Origin of the sequence: Pseudomonas sp. IT-P74, from assembly GCF_949768175.1 — a bacterium.
Classification (GTDB): domain Bacteria; phylum Pseudomonadota; class Gammaproteobacteria; order Pseudomonadales; family Pseudomonadaceae; genus Aquipseudomonas.
Window position 1 is genome coordinate 1 of record NZ_CATKQD010000007.1, and the last position, 18,218, is coordinate 18,218.

The 18,218-nt window shown below is 61.2% G+C and carries 17 protein-coding genes; 12 read left to right on the forward strand and 5 right to left on the reverse strand.

What is annotated here, in order from left to right; genetic code table 11:
* Together ACM6J5_RS06465 and ACM6J5_RS06470 are read left to right on the forward strand one after the other, a co-directional pair.
* Window positions 1–3,664: Ig-like domain-containing protein (locus ACM6J5_RS06465; RefSeq protein WP_414928029.1), on the forward strand; the 3,664-nt coding region annotated here is incomplete at its 5' end.
* A 44-nt stretch (window positions 3,665–3,708) separates the two neighbouring features.
* On the forward strand, window positions 3,709–5,223 hold the full coding sequence (locus ACM6J5_RS06470; protein WP_150673737.1) for a TolC family protein: 1,515 nt from the start codon (window positions 3,709–3,711) through the stop codon (window positions 5,221–5,223).
* A 26-nt stretch (window positions 5,224–5,249) separates the two neighbouring features.
* On the opposite strand, the gene ACM6J5_RS06475 is transcribed toward ACM6J5_RS06470, so the two are convergent.
* Complete coding sequence (locus ACM6J5_RS06475) at window positions 5,250–6,008, reverse strand: slipin family protein (protein ID WP_095945030.1); 759 nt, start codon at window positions 6,006–6,008, stop codon at window positions 5,250–5,252.
* Between the two features lie 2 nt (window positions 6,009–6,010).
* Window positions 6,011–6,544, reverse strand: a complete 534-nt coding sequence (locus tag ACM6J5_RS06480) for an NfeD family protein (RefSeq protein ID WP_414928030.1) — start codon at window positions 6,542–6,544, stop codon at window positions 6,011–6,013.
* A 197-nt stretch (window positions 6,545–6,741) separates the two neighbouring features.
* On the opposite strand from ACM6J5_RS06480, the gene ACM6J5_RS06485 reads away from it, so the two are divergent.
* Window positions 6,742–7,203 (forward strand): aminoacyl-tRNA deacylase, encoded by a 462-nt coding sequence (locus ACM6J5_RS06485; RefSeq protein ID WP_095945028.1) that lies wholly within the window; start codon window positions 6,742–6,744, stop codon window positions 7,201–7,203.
* A 130-nt stretch (window positions 7,204–7,333) separates the two neighbouring features.
* Window positions 7,334–7,579, forward strand: a complete 246-nt coding sequence (locus ACM6J5_RS06490; protein ID WP_095945027.1) for a DUF2789 domain-containing protein — start codon at window positions 7,334–7,336, stop codon at window positions 7,577–7,579.
* 4 nt (window positions 7,580–7,583) lie between these two features.
* Here ACM6J5_RS06490 and ACM6J5_RS06495 read toward each other — a convergent pair whose 3' ends face one another.
* Window positions 7,584–7,865 (reverse strand): type II toxin-antitoxin system RelE/ParE family toxin, encoded by a 282-nt coding sequence (locus ACM6J5_RS06495; protein ID WP_095945026.1) that lies wholly within the window; start codon window positions 7,863–7,865, stop codon window positions 7,584–7,586.
* The gene (locus ACM6J5_RS06500) at window positions 7,862–8,140 is read right to left on the reverse strand and encodes an antitoxin of toxin-antitoxin stability system (protein WP_095945025.1); all 279 of its coding nucleotides are present in this window, start codon (window positions 8,138–8,140) and stop codon (window positions 7,862–7,864) included. Before ACM6J5_RS06500 ends, ACM6J5_RS06495 begins: the two co-directional genes overlap by 4 nt.
* A gap of 199 nt (window positions 8,141–8,339) precedes the next feature.
* On the opposite strand from ACM6J5_RS06500, the gene ACM6J5_RS06505 reads away from it, so the two are divergent.
* From ACM6J5_RS06505 to ACM6J5_RS06535, 7 genes are all read left to right on the forward strand, one after another.
* On the forward strand, window positions 8,340–8,768 hold the full coding sequence (locus tag ACM6J5_RS06505) for a MarR family winged helix-turn-helix transcriptional regulator (protein WP_191628414.1): 429 nt from the start codon (window positions 8,340–8,342) through the stop codon (window positions 8,766–8,768).
* On the forward strand, window positions 8,765–10,837 hold the full coding sequence (locus ACM6J5_RS06510) for an FUSC family protein (RefSeq protein ID WP_414928031.1): 2,073 nt from the start codon (window positions 8,765–8,767) through the stop codon (window positions 10,835–10,837). The genes ACM6J5_RS06505 and ACM6J5_RS06510 overlap by 4 nt, the downstream gene beginning before the upstream one ends.
* Window positions 10,834–11,043 carry a DUF1656 domain-containing protein gene (locus tag ACM6J5_RS06515; RefSeq protein ID WP_007987399.1) on the forward strand — a complete coding sequence of 70 codons (210 nt, stop codon included), beginning with the start codon at window positions 10,834–10,836 and terminating at the stop codon, window positions 11,041–11,043. Before ACM6J5_RS06510 ends, ACM6J5_RS06515 begins: the two co-directional genes overlap by 4 nt.
* Window positions 11,040–11,927, forward strand: coding sequence for an efflux RND transporter periplasmic adaptor subunit (locus ACM6J5_RS06520; RefSeq protein WP_414928032.1), 888 nt, complete (start codon window positions 11,040–11,042; stop codon window positions 11,925–11,927). Before ACM6J5_RS06515 ends, ACM6J5_RS06520 begins: the two co-directional genes overlap by 4 nt.
* Window positions 11,924–13,372, forward strand: coding sequence for an efflux transporter outer membrane subunit (locus tag ACM6J5_RS06525; RefSeq protein WP_414928033.1), 1,449 nt, complete (start codon window positions 11,924–11,926; stop codon window positions 13,370–13,372). Before ACM6J5_RS06520 ends, ACM6J5_RS06525 begins: the two co-directional genes overlap by 4 nt.
* A 93-nt stretch (window positions 13,373–13,465) precedes the next feature.
* Complete coding sequence (locus ACM6J5_RS06530; RefSeq protein WP_095945020.1) at window positions 13,466–14,101, forward strand: NADH:ubiquinone oxidoreductase subunit N; 636 nt, start codon at window positions 13,466–13,468, stop codon at window positions 14,099–14,101.
* Window positions 14,102–14,383: 282 nt separating this feature from the next.
* Window positions 14,384–15,889, forward strand: coding sequence for a YdgA family protein (locus ACM6J5_RS06535; protein WP_414928034.1), 1,506 nt, complete (start codon window positions 14,384–14,386; stop codon window positions 15,887–15,889).
* A gap of 66 nt (window positions 15,890–15,955) precedes the next feature.
* Here the strand turns inward: ACM6J5_RS06535 and ACM6J5_RS06540 are convergent, their stop codons facing one another.
* Window positions 15,956–17,485 carry an FAD-dependent oxidoreductase gene (locus tag ACM6J5_RS06540; RefSeq protein ID WP_414928035.1) on the reverse strand — a complete coding sequence of 510 codons (1,530 nt, stop codon included), beginning with the start codon at window positions 17,483–17,485 and terminating at the stop codon, window positions 15,956–15,958.
* 139 nt (window positions 17,486–17,624) lie between these two features.
* Between ACM6J5_RS06540 and ACM6J5_RS06545 the strand changes: the two genes are divergently transcribed.
* Window positions 17,625–18,185, forward strand: a complete 561-nt coding sequence (locus ACM6J5_RS06545; RefSeq protein ID WP_414928036.1) for a YbhB/YbcL family Raf kinase inhibitor-like protein — start codon at window positions 17,625–17,627, stop codon at window positions 18,183–18,185.
* The last annotated feature ends 33 nt before the right edge of the window (window positions 18,186–18,218 follow it).

The following is an 18,218-nucleotide window of genomic DNA, read 5'->3' on the forward strand; positions in this document are numbered from 1 at the left end:
TAGCGGAACCACGGATTCGAACAACTACACTGTCGACAGCCAACGTCCGACCGCGACCATTGTCATGGTCGATTCAACCCTGAGTGCCGGCGAAACGACGCAGGTAACCATCACCTTCAGTGAAGCCGTGAGCGGTTTCACCAACGCGGATCTGAGTGTTCCCAACGGCACGTTGAGCGCGGTGAGCAGCAGCGACGGCGGCATCACCTGGACAGCAACGTTCACGCCGACCTCCGCGATCAATGATTCGACCAACCTGATCACCCTGGACAACACCGGCGTCACCGACCTGGCGGGCAACACCGGCACCGGCACGACCAACTCCGCCAATTTCACCATCGACACCGTGCTGCCGACCGCCACCATCGTGGTCGCCGACACTGCCCTGAACGTCGGCGAAACTTCGCTGGTGACCATCACCTTCAGCGAGGCGGTGAACGGTTTCAGCAACGCCGACCTGAGTATCGCCAACGGCACCCTGAGCGCGGTGAGCAGCAGCGATGGCGGCGTCACCTGGACGGCAACCTTCACACCGACCGCCAGCATCACTGACGCCACCAACCTGATCATCCTGGACAACAGCGGTGTGCAGAACGCCTCCGGCAACGCGGGCAGCGGTACCACCGATTCGAACAACTTCGCCATCGACACCCAGCGCCCGACCGCCACCATCGTGGTCGCCGACACTGCCCTGAACGTCGGCGAAACCTCGCTGGTGACCATCACCTTCTCCGAGGCGGTGAGCGGTTTCACCAACGCCGACCTGACCATCGACAATGGCACCTTGAGTGCGGTGAGCAGCAGCGACGGTGGCATCACCTGGACGGCTACCCTGACACCGCTGACCGGTATCGCCGACACCAGCAACCTCATCCAGTTCGATAACAGCGGTGTGCAGGATGCGGCGGGCAACACCGGCAGTGGTGTCACGGACTCGAACAACTTTGCGATCGACAGCCAACGCCCGACCGCGACCATTGTCATGGCCGACACCGACCTGCGTCCCGGCGAAACGACCCTGGTGACCATCACCTTCAGCGAAGCGGTCAGCGGTCTGGACAGTTCCGATCTGAGCGTCGCCAATGGCAGCTTGAGCGGGTTGAGCAGCAGCGACGGTGGCGTTACCTGGACCGCGACGTTCACGCCGATCGCCGGCATCACCGACACCACTAATTTCATCATCCTGGACAACGCCAATGTCACCGACGCGGCAGGCAACGCCGGGAGCGGGGTGACCAACTCGGCGAATTACCTGGTGCAAACCAGCGTGCCGACCGCCAGCATCGTGATCGCCGACACCGCGCTCAAGGCTGGCGAAACTTCTCTGGTGACCATCACTTTCAGTGAGGCAGTCGGCGGATTCAGCAACGCCGACCTGACCGTCGCCAACGGTACATTGAGCAACGTCAGCAGCAGCGACGGCGGCATTACCTGGACGGCGACCTTTACGCCAACCTCAAGCGTTACCGACGCCAGTAACCTGATCACGCTCGATAATAGCGGCGTGGCCAATGGGTCGGGTAACGCGGGGTCGGGCACCACCGACTCGAACAGTTTTGCCATCGACACGGTGCTGCCGACCGCCACCATCGTGGTCGCCGACACAGCGCTGAGTACCGGCGAAACCTCATTGGTGACCATTACCTTCAGCGAAGCGGTGAGCGGTTTCGACAACGGTGACTTGACCATCGCAAACGGCACCCTGAGCAATGTCAGTTCCAGCGACGGTGGGATCACCTGGACTGCCACCTTCACCCCGACGGCCGACATCACCGACACCAGCAACACCATCGCGCTGAACTCGGCGGGCGTGCAGGATGTAGCCGGCAACGCCGGCAGCGGCACGGTCAACTCCAATACCTACGCCATTGATACCCAAAGCCCGACCGCCACCATCGTGGTCGCCGACGGTTCGCTGGTGGCCGGTGAATCGTCGCTGGTGACCATCACGTTCTCCGAGGCCGTGAGCGGTTTCGACAACAGTGACTTGACCATTCCCAACGGCACATTGAGTGCCGTGAGCAGCAGCGACGGCGGTGTGACCTGGACAGCGACCTTCACGCCCACCAGCAATGTGAAGGACACGACCAACCTGATCAGCTTGAACAACGCCGGGGTGTTCGACCTGGCGGGCAATGCCGGAACCGGCATCAGCAGCTCGGCTAACTTCACCATCGATACCGTGCTGCCGACGGCCACCATTGTGGTTGCCGATTCGCAACTGGGCATCGGCGAAACCACCACCGTGACCATCACCTTCAGTGAAGCGGTGAGCGGTTTCGACGTATCGGACATCAGCGTTGCCAACGGCGTGTTGTCGAACCTGAGCAGCAGCGACGGCGGCGTGACCTGGACCGCGACCCTGACGCCCACCGCCAATATCAACGACGCAACCAACCTGATCGTGCTCGACACCGGTCGCGTGCAGGACGTTGCCGGCAACGTCGGCGCAAGTATCGCCATCTCCAACAACTACGCGCTCGATGCGACCCGGCCGACGGTGAACATCGTGGTTGCCAACCCGAACCTCGGCATCGGCCAGACCACTACGGTGACCTTCACCTTCAGCGAGGCCGTCAGCAACTTCGATCTGTCCGACCTGAGCGTGACCAACGGCGACCTGAGCAACCTCGGCAGCAGCGATGGCGGCAAGACCTGGACGGCGACGTTCACGCCGACAGCCAATGTCACCGACCCAAGCAACTTCATCGCCCTGGACACCCGCAACGTCACAGATCTGATGGGCAACACGGGCAACACGGTGGCGGTGTCGAACAATTACACCCTCGACAGCGAACTGCCGACCGCCACCGTGGTGATCGCCAATCCGAACCTGGGCGTGGGCCAGACCTCGCAGGTGACCATCACCTTCAGCGAAGCGGTCCGCGGTTTTGATTTGTCCGACATCAGCATTGCCAACGGCACCTTGTCCGACCTGAGCAGCAGCGACGGCGGCAAGACCTGGACCGCGATGCTGACGCCGACGGCCAACGTCAATATCGCCAGCAACGCGATCAGCATCGACCGCGCCGGTATCAGCGATATGGCCGGTAACAGTGGCAGCGGCGTGAGCCAATCCGACAACTTTGTCATCAACACGGTGCCGACCTCATCGGTTGTCGTCGTGACGGTAGACCCCGAGTTCCAAAGCAGCACCCCGGTGACGCTGCCCGATGTGCCCAACGTGCCGCTGCAACCGACCATTTTCACGCCTCCGACGGGCAACCTCACTTCTCCTTTGACCTTCCAGCCGTTGTTCGAGCAACGGGTGATCGGCAACGGTATCCGGCCGTTGGGCGATATTTTCATGAACCACGGGGCATTGACCCCGAGTTTCATCGCACAGGTTTTCAGCAGCACTGACGGCGGTGGCGACGGTTCGGGGAATGGTTTCCTCGGTTTCGGTGGCGGTGACGGCGGTGTATTCAGCACCAGCACGCTGTCGAGCCTGTTCAATCAGGACAGCAGTAGCGAACGCGATTCGTTGAACGCCTTCGGCAGTCAGTCGATCAAGTCCGGCGATGTTTCCCAGGGCCTGCGCGGGGTGTTTGGCGCACCGACCCTGGGTCAGCAATTGCAACAGCTCAAAGACAACGAGCAGCAGCAGGTCGCCAACCTGGCCGCCGCTTTGAAACTGGCCGGTATCAGCGAAATGCAGGCCTGAAGAGAACTTTCACTTTTGATGCGGCACCCAGGGGCGATGCAAGGATGAATAGAAGTCATAAGTTGTTTGGAGCCAGTCTGCTGGCACTGGCGATCAGCGGATGCGCAGTCACCAGTGAGCCGATCGAACGCAGTGTCAGTGAACAGCGGGCCAAAAGTGACCTGCAAAACATGTACAAGGGGCAGGAACCTCTTGGCGGCCCTTTGACCTTGCACCAGGCCATGGCCCGTGCGGTGAAGTACAACCTCGAAGGCCGCTTGAAAATCATGGAGGAAGCCCTGGCCAAGCGTCAGCTCGACCTCGCCAGTTTCGACATGCTGCCGCGCATGGCGCTGGACGCCGGATACGTGGGCCGCAACAACGTCAACGCCTCCAGCAGCCAGAGTGTGCGCACCGGCACACAGTCCCTGGAGCCTTCGACCTCCCAGGACCGCGATCGTGATGTAGCGGACCTGACCATGGTCTGGAACGTGCTCGATTTTGGTGTCAGTTACATCAGCGCCAAGCAGCAGGGCGACCAGCGCCTGATCGTTCAGGAACGCCGGCGCAAGGTGATCAACACCATCGTCCAGGACGTGCGTTCGGCGTATTGGCGGGCGATGGCCGCCGAACGCCTGCTCACGCAGATCGACAGCCTGATGGCGCGGGTTGAAACCGCGCGCAACGACAGCCAGAGCATGAGCCAGCAACGCATTGGCGATCCGGTGCAGGCCCTTGGTTATCAGCGTTCGTTGATCGAAGCGACACGCCAACTGGAAGAACAGCGCCGTGCCTTGTCTTTGGCGAAGACCGAACTGGCGACCCTGATCAACCTGCCGCTGGGGACCGAGCTGACCCTGGCGACTGATAACGGTTATGAAATTCCCGAACTCAAGGTCGATCTGGCCACTCTCGAACAGGAAGCCCTGACCAGCCGCCCGGAACTGCGCGAGCAGGATTACCAGGCCCGCATCAGCGCGGCCGAGACCCGCAAAGCCATGTTGCGCCTGCTGCCCGGCCTGGAGTTTTCCGCTGGCGGACATTACGACAGCAACTCGTTCCTGGTGGAGCAAGGCTGGGCCGATTACGGCGTCAAAGTGACCTGGAACCTGTTCAATGTGATCTCGGCTCCCGCGGCGATCGACGTGGCCAAGGCTGGTGAAGAAGTCGCTACCGCGCGCCGTCAGGCGATGTCGATTGCGGTGCTGGCGCAGTTGTATGTGGCCAATGCCAATTACCGCGAGGCCTTGCGCCAGTTCAAGACCAATCAGCAATTGTCGGACATCGACGGGCAAATCGTCGGTCAGTTGCGCAATCGTCACCAGGCGGACGGCATTGGTGAACTGGATCTGATCCAGGGCGAACTCAACACCTTGCAGGCCGACCTGCGTCGAGACCTGTCGTACGCCGACTTGCGCAACGCCTATGGGCAAATTTTCGCCAGCGCCGGCCTCGATCCGCTGCCGGATCAGGTGCAATCGACGCAAGTCCAGTCGATCGCCACGGCCTTGGCCAACCGCGAAGCGGCTTGGGCGGCGGGTGATATTGCGGTCCCGGTGGCTCATGCCCCGGCGCGTTGATCTGAGGACGCAAACGGCGGAGGCTGTCAGGATTTCGACGACAAATCCGCCATGCCCTTGAGCAACTCGATCGGTAGCGGAAAGACGATGGTCGAGCTCTTGTCGCCAGCAATCGAACTCAGGGTCTGCATGTAGCGCAGTTGCATGGCCCCCGGTTGGCGGCCAAGCATTTCGGCGGCCTGCATGAGTTTTTCCGAGGCCTGCAATTCACCCTCGGCGTGAATCACCTTGGCTCGCCGTTCCCGTTCAGCTTCGGCCTGTTTGGCGATGGCACGGATCATCGATTCGTTGAGGTCCACGTGTTTGATCTCGACGTTGGCGACCTTGATGCCCCAGGCATCGGTCTGGGCGTCGAGTACTTGCTGGATGTCCAGGTTCAAGCGTTCGCGTTCGGCCAGCAGTTCGTCCAGTTCGTGTTTACCCAGCACCGCCCGCAGCGTGGTTTGCGCCAATTGGCTGGTGGCGGCCAGGAAGTCCTCGACCTGGATGATTGCCTTCTGTGGATCGAGTACGCGGAAATACAGCACCGCGTTGACCTTGACCGACACGTTGTCGCGGGTGATCACGTCTTGCGGCGGCACGTCCAGCACCACGGTGCGCAAATCGACCCTGACCATTTGCTGGACCACCGGAATCAGCAGGATCAGGCCAGGGCCCTTTACCTGCCAGAAACGCCCGAGCTGGAACACTACCCCGCGCTCGTACTCGCGCAGGATGCGGAACGTCGACCCCGCCAGTGCGATGATCAACAATAGCAGCGCGACAAGACCCAATTGCAAACCCATGACTATTCTCCGCCCGGCGCCGCGTCAGCCGCGGCCACTTGCAGCAGCAAGCCCTTGCGCCCCACCACCCGTACCTGTTGTCCCGGTTGCAGCGGCGTTGCGCTGAGCACTTGCCATCGTTCTCCTTGCAGATGAACCCAGCCGCCACAGGCGTTGCCGAGCTGTACTGAAATGACCGGCGTTTCGCTGCCGACCAGCCCGGCATCACCGCTGACAGTGTGGCGCGGTCGGGTCTTCAGGGCGTGATACACCAGGTAGATCAGCAACAGTGCGCTGATCAGTCCCAGGCCGATCATCAACGGCACGGGCACTTCGGTATTGGACAGGATCACCGCGCCGATCACGAACATCACGATGCCGCCCAGGCCGATCACGCCGTAATTGGGCAGGGCCGCCTCGGCGATCAGGAACGCGATGCCGAAGGTGATTAACCAGATCCCGATGGGGTTGGGCACCAGCACCACAACCGTGTCGGCGGCGCAGACCGATCCGCTCAACGCCAACAGCAACGCAACTGCACAGCAACGCGTGTTCACTTGACCCTCCGGGAGAGTCTTGGGTAGCTCTGTAGACAGTTTAGTTGACCGGCGAGTTATATGAATTTTGCTCAATTGTCGTCGGTGGCCGATGGGCGGATTTCCCGCCGGAACGCGTCAGCGGGCCTAGACTTTCAGTACCAAAAGAAGTGTTAACCAGCGTCCGTCAGCGGTTGTTGCGGACACGGAGGTGCATCATGCGTATGGCAAGAACCGTGCAGCGAAGCCTGGAAAAGGCTAAATGCGAATATGACATCGTCAGCCACCCACACTCGGCCAGCAGCCTTGAAACGGCGCGGGTCGCAGGTATTCCTGCCGAACGGGTGGCCAAATCGGTGATCCTCGACGATCACCATGGGCATTACCTGATGGCCGTGCTGCCCGCCAGCCGTCACCTGGACCTGAGCAAAGTCCGCAGCAGCGGTGAGTGGCAGGTTTCCCGCGAAAGCAACCTGGCGCACCTGTTCGATGATTGCGAACGCGGCGCCGTACCGGCGCTGGGTGAGTCCTATGGGTTGGAGGTGGTCATCGATCCGCTGCTGACCCGGCAGAAAGACATCTATCTGGAGGCCGGCAACCATGTCAACCTGGTGCGCATGGACATGCCCGAGTTTCTGAAAATGGTGCCCCATGCCGAGGTTCGGGAGTTGAGTCATTGAGTTTTTTTCGTCAGTGCTGACGTCATCGCGAGCAGGCTCGCTCCCACAGGGAGAACGCATTTTCCTGTGGGAGCGAGCCTGCTCGCGATGACCGCGCAGCGGTCCCTAAATTGGTCATCAGGAGTTCGTCATGGAAAGCCCAACCCACAACCTTCCTTCCCTGTTCAAGCAACTCGGCCTGCCGGACGACGCCGAAAGCATCGATAAATTCATCGCCACCCATTCACCGCTCAAACCGGAGTTGCACCTTGCGGATGCATTTTTCTGGAGCCCCAGTCAGGCGGAGCTTCTGCGTGAGGAGATACTTGACGACGCGGATTGGGCGGAGGTGGTGGATCAACTGGATGTGCTGTTGAGGAAGGGGCGGGGGGTGTGAGTCGTCATCGTCCGGGCGGCCACTGTCGGGATGTATGGACCAGGGCGAGTATCCAGATGGCGTCCAGTCCCTGTTCATAAACAATGCGGTAACTCTGATGTGGAATCAGCTCGCGAGTGCCTGAAATGATCCCGGCTGGGCCGCTTTCCGGGTATTGGGCAAGCCGGGATAGCGCATCGCTGAACCGGTTGTCCATGTCGATGGCTGCCTTCGGGTTAACGGCATGCAGGTAATCCCAAATGTCTGCACGGTCCTGTGCTGCTTCTTTCGTCCATATTATTTTCATTCCTGTAGCTCGGCCCGCCTGCGCCTGGCAGCGAACTCTGCTTCGATTTCATCATTTGTCAGCCCGTCGCCGGCGCGCATCGAAGCGCGTGCGGTGTCGACCTTGCGCTGCAGGAATGCTTCGTACTCGCGAGACTCCCGTTGGGTTTGAACAAACTGACGCATCATTTCCCGGACGATCTGCGAGGCGGGGCGATGAGCGGCTTCTGCCTCGGCCATGAACTGTTCACGCAATTCAGACTCAAGTTTCATTGTAAAAACGGCTTGTTTCGACATGGCTGTCTTCTCGATTGTCGTACTGACAAAGTATATACATCTTCAGTATGGAGTCTGGTTCATCCCCTATGGCTTCGCGACGGATGGAAGCCAATATGTTTCAAAACTTGACGGAAAATCCTCTCCAATGCAATATTGATAGTTAGCAAACTAACAGTGTGTATTTCCCCTCGTGCCGAATAACCTCGACGTTCTCCAGATGAACATCAGCAGCGCCATGGTGGTGGCCGCCAGGCATTGGCGCAAAATCTGCCAGACCACGCTGGCCAACTATGGAATCTCCGAAGCCTGCGCCGTTCCGCTGTTGATGATCGGGCGTCTGGGTGAAGGTGTGCGCCAGGTGACGGTGGCCCAGGCAGCAGGGATGGAGAGCCCGTCGCTGGTACGCCTGCTCGATCAGTTGTGCCATGGTGGCTACGTCTGCCGCACCGAAGATGCACAGGACCGCCGCGCCAAATGCCTGAGCCTGACCGACACCGGTCGGGAGCTGGTGCAGGCGGTCGAAGTGGAGCTGGTGCGCTTGCGCCACGAAGTCCTTGAAGGCATTGCCCCGAGTGACCTGGAAGCTACGCTGCGGGTATTGAGAGCATTTGAAGCGGCCACGCCGCCATCGGTGGCCAACTCTTGAACGGATTTTTCTCGGGCATGCCCCCGGCGCGGGACTGGTTCTATGGAGTCCGCACCTTCGCCGCTTCAATGATCGCGCTGTACATCGCCCTGCTCATGCAAATGCCGCGTCCGTACTGGGCGATGGCCACGGTGTACATCGTTTCCAGTCCGTTTCTCGGCCCTACCAGTTCCAAGGCGCTGTACCGGGCGGTCGGCACCTTTATCGGCGCTGCGGCGGCGGTGCTGTTCGTGCCGATGTTCGTGCAAAGTCCTTACGTACTGGTGGTGGTGATTGCGCTGTGGACCGGGACGCTGCTGTTTCTGTCCCTGCATTTGCGCACTGCGAACAACTACGCCTTGATGCTCGCCGGCTACACCTTGCCGTTGATTGCCCTGCCGGTGGTGAACAACCCGCTGGGGGTGTGGGACGTGGCTGAAGCGCGGACCGAAGAAATCTTTCTCGGCATCGCCGTGGCGGCGGTGGTCGGTGCGATGTTCTGGCCCCGGCGTTTGGCGCCGGTGTTCAATGATTCGGTGAACAAATGGTTTACCGATGCATCGACCTACAGCCTGCGCTTCCTCAGCCGCAACGTGCAGCCTGAAGAGGTCAGCGCGTTGCGGGCTTCCATGGTCGCCACGTTCAACTCCCTGGAGTTGATGATCGGCCAGTTGCCCCACGAAGGCTCGCGTCCGCAGACAGTACGCAACACCAAGGAATTGCGCGGACGGATGATTCACCTGCTGCCAGTGATCGATGCCCTCGACGACGCGCTTTATGCCCTGGAACGGCGTACTCCTGAGCTTGTGGACAAATTCGCGCCGTTGCTGGTCGCCACCACCGAATGGCTCGAGCACAAGGATGCCGATCTCGACCGCTGGCAAGCCCTGAAGGATCAATTTGAGGCTCTGCAACCGGCTCCCGAAGCGCTGGATGACCGCAAGCAACTGCTGTTCTCCAACGCCATTTATCGTCTCGGCGAGTGGATCGATTTGTGGCAGGACTGCCGCAGCCTGCAATATGCCATCCAGTGTGAAAGCCAGGACAGCTGGCGCGCGGTGTATCGGCACTGGCGGCTGGGGCGACTGTCTCCATTCCTGGATCGCGGCCTGATGTTTTATTCCGCGGCCTCTACCGTCACCGCGATTATCGTCGCTTCGGTGCTGTGGATTCTGCTCGGCTGGACCGATGGTGGCAGCGCCGTGATTCTGGCGGCGGTAGCGTGCAGTTTCTTTGCCTCGATGGACGACCCGGCACCGCAGATTTACCGGTTCTTTTTCTGGACAGCGATGTCGGTGGTGTTCGCCAGCCTTTATCTGTTTCTGGTGCTGCCCAACCTGCATGACTTTCCGATGCTGGTGCTGGCGTTTGCCGTGCCGTTCATTTGCATCGGCACCCTGACGGTCAAGCCGCAGTTCTACCTGGGCATGCTGCTGACCCTGGTTAACACTTCGTCGTTCATCAGTATTCAGGGCGCTTACGACGCGGACTTCCTCAGTTTCGCCAACTCCAACCTGGCCGGTCCCATGGGGCTGCTGTTCGCGTTCATCTGGACGCTGATCGCCCGGCCGTTCGGTGCCGAACTGGCGGCCAAGCGCCTGACCCGTTTCAGCTGGCGTGACATCGTCAGCCTCTCCGAGCCGGCGACGTTGTCCGAGCATCGGCTTCTGGGTATACGGATGCTCGATCGGTTGATGCAGCATCTGCCGCGCCTGGCCATGACCGGTCAGGACTCCGGCGTGGCGCTGCGGGAAGTGCGGGTGGCGCTGAATCTGTTGGACCTGCTCGCCTATACGCCCCGGGTCCTTGGTGTGCCGCAGGTGCTGCTGCGTCAGGTGGTGGCCGAGGTTGGCGAGTACTTCAAGGCCTGTCTCAAGGCCGGTGAACGCTTGCAGGCACCGAGCCCGTTGCTGATGACCCTCGACCGCACGCGTCGCGCCCTCAGCGGTGCCGGCGATGATGAAACCCGTCGGCATCTGCTGCACGCCCTGAGCGGCCTGCGCCTGGCACTCTTGCCCGGCGTCGAATTCGTCGGTGCCGCCGAGCCCGAAGAACCGCTTCCCCATGGCATTGATGGAGCGCCTTTATGATCGGTGACCTGGATCTGAGCGGGGTGTTCCTGCCCACGCTGCTGGTGCTGATGGGCATTACGTATGTGTTGTACCTGTTGGTGCACGGGGTGCTGACGCGCCTGCACTTTTACCGTCTGGTCTGGCACCGGGCATTGTTCAACGTGGCCCTCTACGCCTTGCTGCTTGGCGCCGTGGACTCACTCAGTCGATACCTGATGACATGAAAAAACCGTTTCTAACCCTGGGTCGCGTGGTGTTGACCCTGCTGATCGTGACCTTCGCCGTTGTCGTGGTCTGGCGCATGGTGATGTATTACATGTTCGCGCCCTGGACCCGCGATGGGCACATCCGTGCCGACATCGTGCAAATCGCGCCGGATGTCTCAGGGCTGATCCAGCAAGTGGAGGTGCGCGACAACCAGCTGGTCAAGCGCGGCCAGGTGCTGTTCAGCATCGATCCGGACCGCTTCAGGCTGGCCCTGCGCCAGGCGAAAGCGGCAGTCGCCGACCGCGAAGAAACCCTGGCCCAGGCCCAGCGTGAGGCCAAGCGGAACAAGGGGCTCGGCAATCTGGTGCCGGGTGAACAATTGGAAGAAAGCCAGTCGAAAGTCGCCCGCGCCCAAGTGGCCTTGATGGAAGCCCAGGTGGCGGTGGACAGCGCGCAGCTCAACCTCGACCGCTCGGTGATCCGCAGCCCCGTGGACGGCTACGTCAACGATCGTGCGCCACGGACCCAGGAGTTCGTCAGCGCCGGGCGTCCGGTGTTGTCGGTGGTCGACAGCAACTCGTTCCATATCGATGGCTATTTCGAAGAAACCAAACTGAACGGCATTCATATCGGCCAAAGCGTCGACATCCGGGTGATCGGCGACAATGCACGCCTGCGCGGGCATGTGGAGAGCATCGTCGCCGGTATCGAAGACCGCGACCGCACCAGCGGCAACAACCTGCTGCCCAACGTCAACCCGGCCTTCAGCTGGGTGCGGCTGGCCCAGCGGATTCCGGTGCGGATCGCCTTCGACGACGTGCCGGAAGATTTCCGCATGATCGCCGGGCGCACCGCTACGGTATCGATCATCGACGATCAGAAGCGGGAGCTGGCGCAATGAGCAAGGCCTCGGGTTTGGCGGTCGCCGGGTTAGGCTTGCTGCTGTCGGCGTGTCAGATGGTTGGGCCGGATTATCATTTGCCTGAGGAGGCGGCTGTCCATCGTCCAGACTTCCAGGGCAATCTGGCGGTCGACGGTAAAACGGTGGTGTCCGCGCCGGTGCCGGCCGATTGGTGGCGCCTGTACAAGGACCCGCGACTTGACCAATTGGTGCAGCAGGCCATGGCCTCCAACACCGACTTGCGCGTGGCGGCGGCCAGTTTGTCGCGGTCTCGTGCGCAGGTTGATGAGGCGCAAGCGGCGGGTGGCTGGAGCGGCGGCGTGCAGATGGGCGCCCAGCGCTTGCAGGAGTCAGGTCAGGCCTTCCTGCTGCCGGAAAAAGTGCCGGTGGCCAACATCGGCGATATCGGCATCAGCGCGTCATACCAGTTCGACCTGTTCGGCACCTTGCAGCGCGGCATCGAAGCGGCCAAGGCCAATGCCGATGCGACGCAGGCCGCCGCCGATACTGCACGCATCACCGTGGTGGCCGACGTGGTTCGCGCTTACACCCAGGTGTGCGCGGCCAATGAAGAGCGGGAAATCGCCCAGCATTCACTCGACCTGCAAGCCCAGAGCACCACGCTGATCCAGCGTCTGCGTGATGCCGGGCGTGGCGACGAAACCCAGGTCACCCGCTCGCAGACCCAATTCAAATCCCTGCGCGCCGACATGCCGCGCTATGAAGCCGCTCGTCAGGCCGGGCTGTATCGCTTGTCGATGTTGCTGGCCAAGCCGGTGGACCAACTGCCGGCCGGCACCGCCACCTGCGACGAGCTGCCAAAAATCGTGCAATTGATCCCGGTGGGCGATGGCGCCGCGTTGCTCAAGCGTCGTCCCGATGTACGGCAGGCCGAGCGTCGGCTGGCGGCCGCGACGGCCGGCATTGGTGTCGCCACGGGTGAGCTGTACCCGAACATCAGCATCGGCGCGACCATCGGTACAGTCGGTATCCTGGATGATCTGGGCGATCCGTCTACCAACCGCTGGGGCTTCGGTCCGTCGCTGACCTGGAACGTGCCGACCAACGGCGCCCGGGCGCGCATCCGCGAAGCCGAAGCGGTGACCCAGGCGACCCTGGCGCATTTCGATGGGGTGGTGCTCAACGCCATTCGCGAGACCCAGACCGGCCTGGCCCAGTACACGGCATTGCTGCAGCGCCGCGACGCACTGGCGGACGCCGAACAATCGGCAAAACTGGCGGCCGACCAGACCCACCGCTTCTTCCAGGCCGGCCGCGCCTCGTTCCTGGCGGACCTGCAGGCCACCCGTACCTACATCGACGTCACGGCGCAACTGGCGGCCGCGAACACCCAGGTTGCCGCCAGTCAGATCGATTTATTCCTCGCCTTGGGCGGCGGATGGGAAAGCGGACGAACGCAAGCGTCGAACTCCGGCAAACCCTGAGGCCGTTGCTATGCTTTGAAGTGTTGGAGGGACGCCCCGTGCGAAGCGTCCTTTCTTCGCACAAGGCTCGCGCAGGTCAGGGGGAAACCAATAATGAAAAACCCTTATGCTCTCGGCTTCTGGTGCGCCATCGTGGCATTGGTGCTGCTGTCGGCCGCCTATTTCTACGGCATCATGCTGGCCCACCAGATCGACAAGGCTCTGGTGTTCCTCGACAGTGCCGTCGCGCTGATTGCGGTGATGTCCATTGCGGTAGTGGCCTGGGCCTCGGTCCAGAACCAACGCATCAAGAAAAGACAACTTGAACAAGGCAAGACCCTGGTCCTGATCTGGGATACCAAGGTGGCGTTGCGTCGTGTCGAAACGGTGTTCGACCGCTATTTCTGGGGCAGTTACTGGCAACCGGGGCGCACCTTTCAGGAAGTCATGGGCGAATTGACCGGCACGCCGCTGGAAAAAAGCCTCGAAAATCTGAAAAAACAATGCCTGGCCCTGGATCGGCAGGTGGCTGATGACGGTCGGCACTGGCTCAGTAATGCCCGGGAACTGGCCGATGTCGCCACGGCCATGGCCCGCGAGCGCTATCAGCTGGACGTCTGCGACCCGCGTGCGGAGGTGACGGGCGGTGCGGTGATCAACCGCGACTTCGAAGTGCTGGTGTACACCTGGACTGCGCGGCTCAAAAGCTTCGATCATCAATTGGATGAGATAGAGGTCCAATACTCTTGAGTTGATATGGGCTGTTCGATCGCCATCGCGAGCAGGCTCGCTCCTACATTGGAATGCATTCCCCTGTAGGAGCGAGCCTGCTCGCGATGGCAATTGCATTGACTGCGAATAACTCCAGCCTCGCGAACACCCTCCAAGACACTCTTTCACCTTTAATCATTGGGCCGTTCGTCGCGCCCGGTGCTAATCTGCTATTCACTTTCAACGCAGTCGAGCCGCAACCCGTCATGGGTTCAGGGAAGACGACCTCACTTTCAACAACGGACATTGAACGGGTCATACATGAATAAATCAGCAGGCGTGCTACTCGCAATTGTTGTTGCAATCGGTGCCATCAGCGCAGGCGGAGCCTGGTTCACCGGCACCAAAATCGAAGGTGTGCTGAACACCTCGATTGCCGATGCCAACAAGGAATTGCAGGCGGCGATGGTCGGTTCCAACGGCACCGCGTCGCTGGAACTGGTGTCGCTGGACCGTCATGTATTCAGCAGCACCGCGCACTATCGCCTGAAGGGCGAAGGCGAAATGTTCGGCGAAGCGCCGGTCGAGTTGCTGTTTGTCGATCACATCGAACACGGCCCGTTGCCGTTCTCGCGCCTGATGTCGCTCAAGTGGCTGCCGGTCCTGGCGACCAGTCACTACGAGCTGGAAAAGACCCCGTTCACCGAAAAGTGGTTTGCCGCCGCCAAGGACAAGTCCCCGCTGACCGGCGTGGTCAATATCGGCTATGACAACGCTACCAATGGCACCTTCGAGTTGCAGCCGTTGGAAATGGCCCTGGATGACAAGTCGAGCATGAAGTTCTCCGGCTTGAGCATGGACGTCGACGCCAGCGCCAAGGCGCAAAAGGTCAAGGCCAACGGCTACATGGACAGCCTGAAGGTGACCACCGTTTCCGAAGACCTGGCGCCGGTGCAGGTTGAGTTGAACGGCCTGACCCTGGCCAGCAACCTGACAAAAAGTACCTACGGTTTCTACACCGGCGAGAACGTCGTTGAACTGGCCAGCGGCAAATCGACCTTCGGCGTCAAGCAGTCGGTGCTGGACTTCAAGAAGTTCGAAATGAAGAACCTGACCGAAGAAAAGGGCAGCAACGTCTCCGGGCGTGCCGATTACAAGGTCGGCGACGTGTCCCTCAACGGCAAGACCATTGGCTCCGGTGCGCTGGCCATGAGCCTGAAGAACCTCGACATTCCGGCCACCCTGTCGTTGATGCAGGTTTACCAGAGCAAGCTGCAGCCGTATGAAAGGGCGGCGGCCGAAGCGGCGGCGGCCGGCCTGCCGGCGCCGGAGCTGAAACTGACCGAAGCCGAAGAAGCGCTGCTCAAGTCCAGCCTGGAAAAACTGCTGGCGGCCGGACCACAAGTGGCCCTGGAAAACCTGTCGTTCAACACCGCCAACGGTGAGAGCCGCGCCAATATGGTGCTGGACCTGACCAAGCCGCAAGCCATCGATCTGCCGACTGATGAACTGGTCAGGCAGCTGATCGCTCTGCTGGACTTCAAACTGCAAGTGTCCAAAGCCATGCTGGTCGATGTGCTCACCGTGCAATCGCAAATCGACGGTCAGACCGACGCCAAGCTGATTGCCGACCAGGCCACCGCCACCGCGGACATGTTCGGCAGCATGGCGGTCGGCAGCCAACTGGCAAAACTGGACGGCAATAACATCGTCACCAACTTGCGTTACGCCAACAATCAGGTGGACTTCAACGGCCAGAAAATGACCGTCGAAGAGTTTGCCAGTTTTGTGATGAGCAAGTTCGCAGATGCCGGTGCCACCGAATAACGGCGACTGCTAACCCTGCAACGCCCGGCCTCTGCATCGCGCAGGGGCCGGGCGTTTTGCTGTCCTCTAGGGAACGTCACGGATCAGGCGCCATGCCTCTTCCCAGGGCAACGGTTGTTTCATTCGCTCGGCGAGCATCGCCATGGCCCGGTCCATCTCGCAGGCCACCGCCGCCGACACCACACCGTTTTTTCCGTACAGGCCTATGAACGGTGGATCGTAAGGGTCGCCCTTGAACTCGACTTCGTCCCAAGCCTCGGCGTGGCCGAGGTAGTCGTAGGTTTTACCGAAATGCCAGGTCCAGAAAAACGGCACGTCGAGGTAATGCTCGTCACCGCCCAGCATGTTGGCTGCGGCGATCCGCGCCTGCTGTTGGGCCAGTCGCCAGTGTTCGATGCGCAGGTGTTGGTGGTTCAGCGGGAACGTTGCAATATCGCCAGCCGCCCAAAGATCGTCTGTCACGCGCATTGTGCCGTCGACACGCAGCGAGTGATCCTGCTCTTGCGGCAACCCGGTAAAGGCCGCAGTGGCTGGCGTGACGCCGATGCCGACCAGCACCAGATCGGCCGCCAAGCGTTGGTCGTTGTCCAGGCGCACGGCTTCGACCTTGTTCGTCCCTTCGATCCGTACCGCATTGCCCCGGGTATGAAACACGACGCCATTGGCTTCATGCCGCGCGCGAATCGCCTTGCCGACCGTGTCACCGAACTGTTTGGCAAACGGCACTTCGTGGCGGGCCAGCACGGTCACGTGCAGGCCAAGCTGGCGCAGGGACGAGGCAGACTCCATGGCAATGAAGCTGTCGCCGATGATCACCACCCGCTGGCCGGCGCTGGCGCTGTCCAGAATCTGTTGCGCATGGGCTTTGGAACGCAGGACGAACACTTGCGGCAGTTCGGCGCCGGGCAGTGTCAACGAATTGGGTACGCCGCCGGTGGCCAGCAGCGCGGCGTCGTATGTCAGTGATCGGCCGTCAGTCAGCCGCAGCGTCCGGTTTGGCGCGTCCAGGCTTGCCACTTCGCCTCGCAGGCGCTCGATCCGCTGCGCGTGGTAAAAATCCTCGTCGCGTAGCGGTGGGACTTCGTGCATCGGCATCTCTCCGGCGATCACGTATTTGCTCAGCGCGGTACGGTCGTATCCGGCATCGGCTTCGCGGTCGATCAACAGCAACCGGCCGCCGAAACCTTTCTCGCGCAAACACGCTGCCGCTGCCGTGCCTGCGGCGCCAGCGCCGACAATGATGAAGGTTCGTGGATCGTCGGCCGGTGGTGGGTGGGCACCTGGCATCGGCTGATCGCCGACCCAGATGTCGCCGTCACGGACTTCGAGGGGATAGCGCTTGAGGCTGTCCAGGGCTGGCGGTTCACACAGCCCGCCATCCTCGACTCGAAACTGCGCCTTGTGCCACGGACAGGTCAGGCGTCCATGACAAATCGCCCCGTCCGCCAGCGGGGCTCCGGCGTGCGGGCATTCGGCCTGATAAGCGCGCAATTGTTCACCAGCCCGCAACAGCAGGATCTTGCTGTCCTGGACCTGCACTTCCAGACCCCGGTCTTCGGGCACATTGGCGACACGCGCAACGCGATGCAGAGTCATGATCGCTCTCCAGACAGACGTTTCACTTATGAGTCTGGTACTTATCGCGAGGTTCAGCCAATTGCCCCTGCCACGGCGTTAACGGTCCGGCTATAGTTTGCACGCCGACGACGGCCCAACACGCACAAGGTGCTCCGGTATGCCCCGATTGACCTCAATGAACCCTTGGCTCGCGGCCTTGGCAGTCGCCCTTTGCGTGCAGTTCCCGGCACAGGCCCAGGAACGTTTCACCCTGAACATTCCCGGGGTTTCCGATGACCGTCTGTTCACGTCGGCCGCCGCCAGCGATTCCGCCGGCTGTGGCGGGCATAACATTTCCCCGGCATTGAACTGGAGCGCCGGCCCGGCAGCCACCCAAAGCTACGCCATCGTCATGCACGACCCGGACGGCCAGAAGGGCCAGGGCATCGATCAGTGGGTGCATTACGGCATCAAGGCCGGCATCCACCAGATCCCGGCCGGCGCCGGGAGCAAACCCGGCCTCGAAGGTGTCGGCGGTACCAACAGCAAAAACACCACCGGCTACATTGGCCCCTGCCCACCCGTTGGCGACAGCGCGCACCACTACATCATCCAGATCTACGCCCTGGACCTGGCCCCGGACGCCTTGCCCGTCGGCCTGACCCGTGCGCAGCTGCTGGAAAAAATCAAAGGCCATGTGCTGAAAAACAGCAGCGTGGTGCGGCGCTATCACCGCTAACCGTTTTCAGGAATAAACTGAAGTGCGCAGCGC

What these genes read in the sequence shown, in the direction of transcription:
- ACM6J5_RS06490 (WP_095945027.1), top strand. Translation starts at nt 7,334, where the DNA reads ATGGAAAGCCCAACCCACAACCTTCCTTCCCTGTTCAAGCAACTCGGC.
- ACM6J5_RS06505 (WP_191628414.1), top strand. Translation starts at nt 8,340, where the DNA reads ATGAACATCAGCAGCGCCATGGTGGTGGCCGCCAGGCATTGGCGCAAA.
- ACM6J5_RS06545 (WP_414928036.1), top strand. Translation starts at nt 17,625, where the DNA reads ATGCCCCGATTGACCTCAATGAACCCTTGGCTCGCGGCCTTGGCAGTC.
- ACM6J5_RS06495 (WP_095945026.1), bottom strand. Translation starts at nt 7,865, where the DNA reads ATGAAAATAATATGGACGAAAGAAGCAGCACAGGACCGTGCAGACATT.
- ACM6J5_RS06475 (WP_095945030.1), bottom strand. Translation starts at nt 6,008, where the DNA reads ATGGGTTTGCAATTGGGTCTTGTCGCGCTGCTATTGTTGATCATCGCA.
- ACM6J5_RS06535 (WP_414928034.1), top strand. Translation starts at nt 14,384, where the DNA reads ATGAATAAATCAGCAGGCGTGCTACTCGCAATTGTTGTTGCAATCGGT.
- ACM6J5_RS06500 (WP_095945025.1), bottom strand. Translation starts at nt 8,140, where the DNA reads ATGTCGAAACAAGCCGTTTTTACAATGAAACTTGAGTCTGAATTGCGT.
- ACM6J5_RS06520 (WP_414928032.1), top strand. Translation starts at nt 11,040, where the DNA reads ATGAAAAAACCGTTTCTAACCCTGGGTCGCGTGGTGTTGACCCTGCTG.
- ACM6J5_RS06485 (WP_095945028.1), top strand. Translation starts at nt 6,742, where the DNA reads ATGCGTATGGCAAGAACCGTGCAGCGAAGCCTGGAAAAGGCTAAATGC.
- ACM6J5_RS06470 (WP_150673737.1), top strand. Translation starts at nt 3,709, where the DNA reads ATGAATAGAAGTCATAAGTTGTTTGGAGCCAGTCTGCTGGCACTGGCG.
- ACM6J5_RS06515 (WP_007987399.1), top strand. Translation starts at nt 10,834, where the DNA reads ATGATCGGTGACCTGGATCTGAGCGGGGTGTTCCTGCCCACGCTGCTG.
- ACM6J5_RS06540 (WP_414928035.1), bottom strand. Translation starts at nt 17,485, where the DNA reads ATGACTCTGCATCGCGTTGCGCGTGTCGCCAATGTGCCCGAAGACCGG.
- ACM6J5_RS06530 (WP_095945020.1), top strand. Translation starts at nt 13,466, where the DNA reads ATGAAAAACCCTTATGCTCTCGGCTTCTGGTGCGCCATCGTGGCATTG.
- ACM6J5_RS06525 (WP_414928033.1), top strand. Translation starts at nt 11,924, where the DNA reads ATGAGCAAGGCCTCGGGTTTGGCGGTCGCCGGGTTAGGCTTGCTGCTG.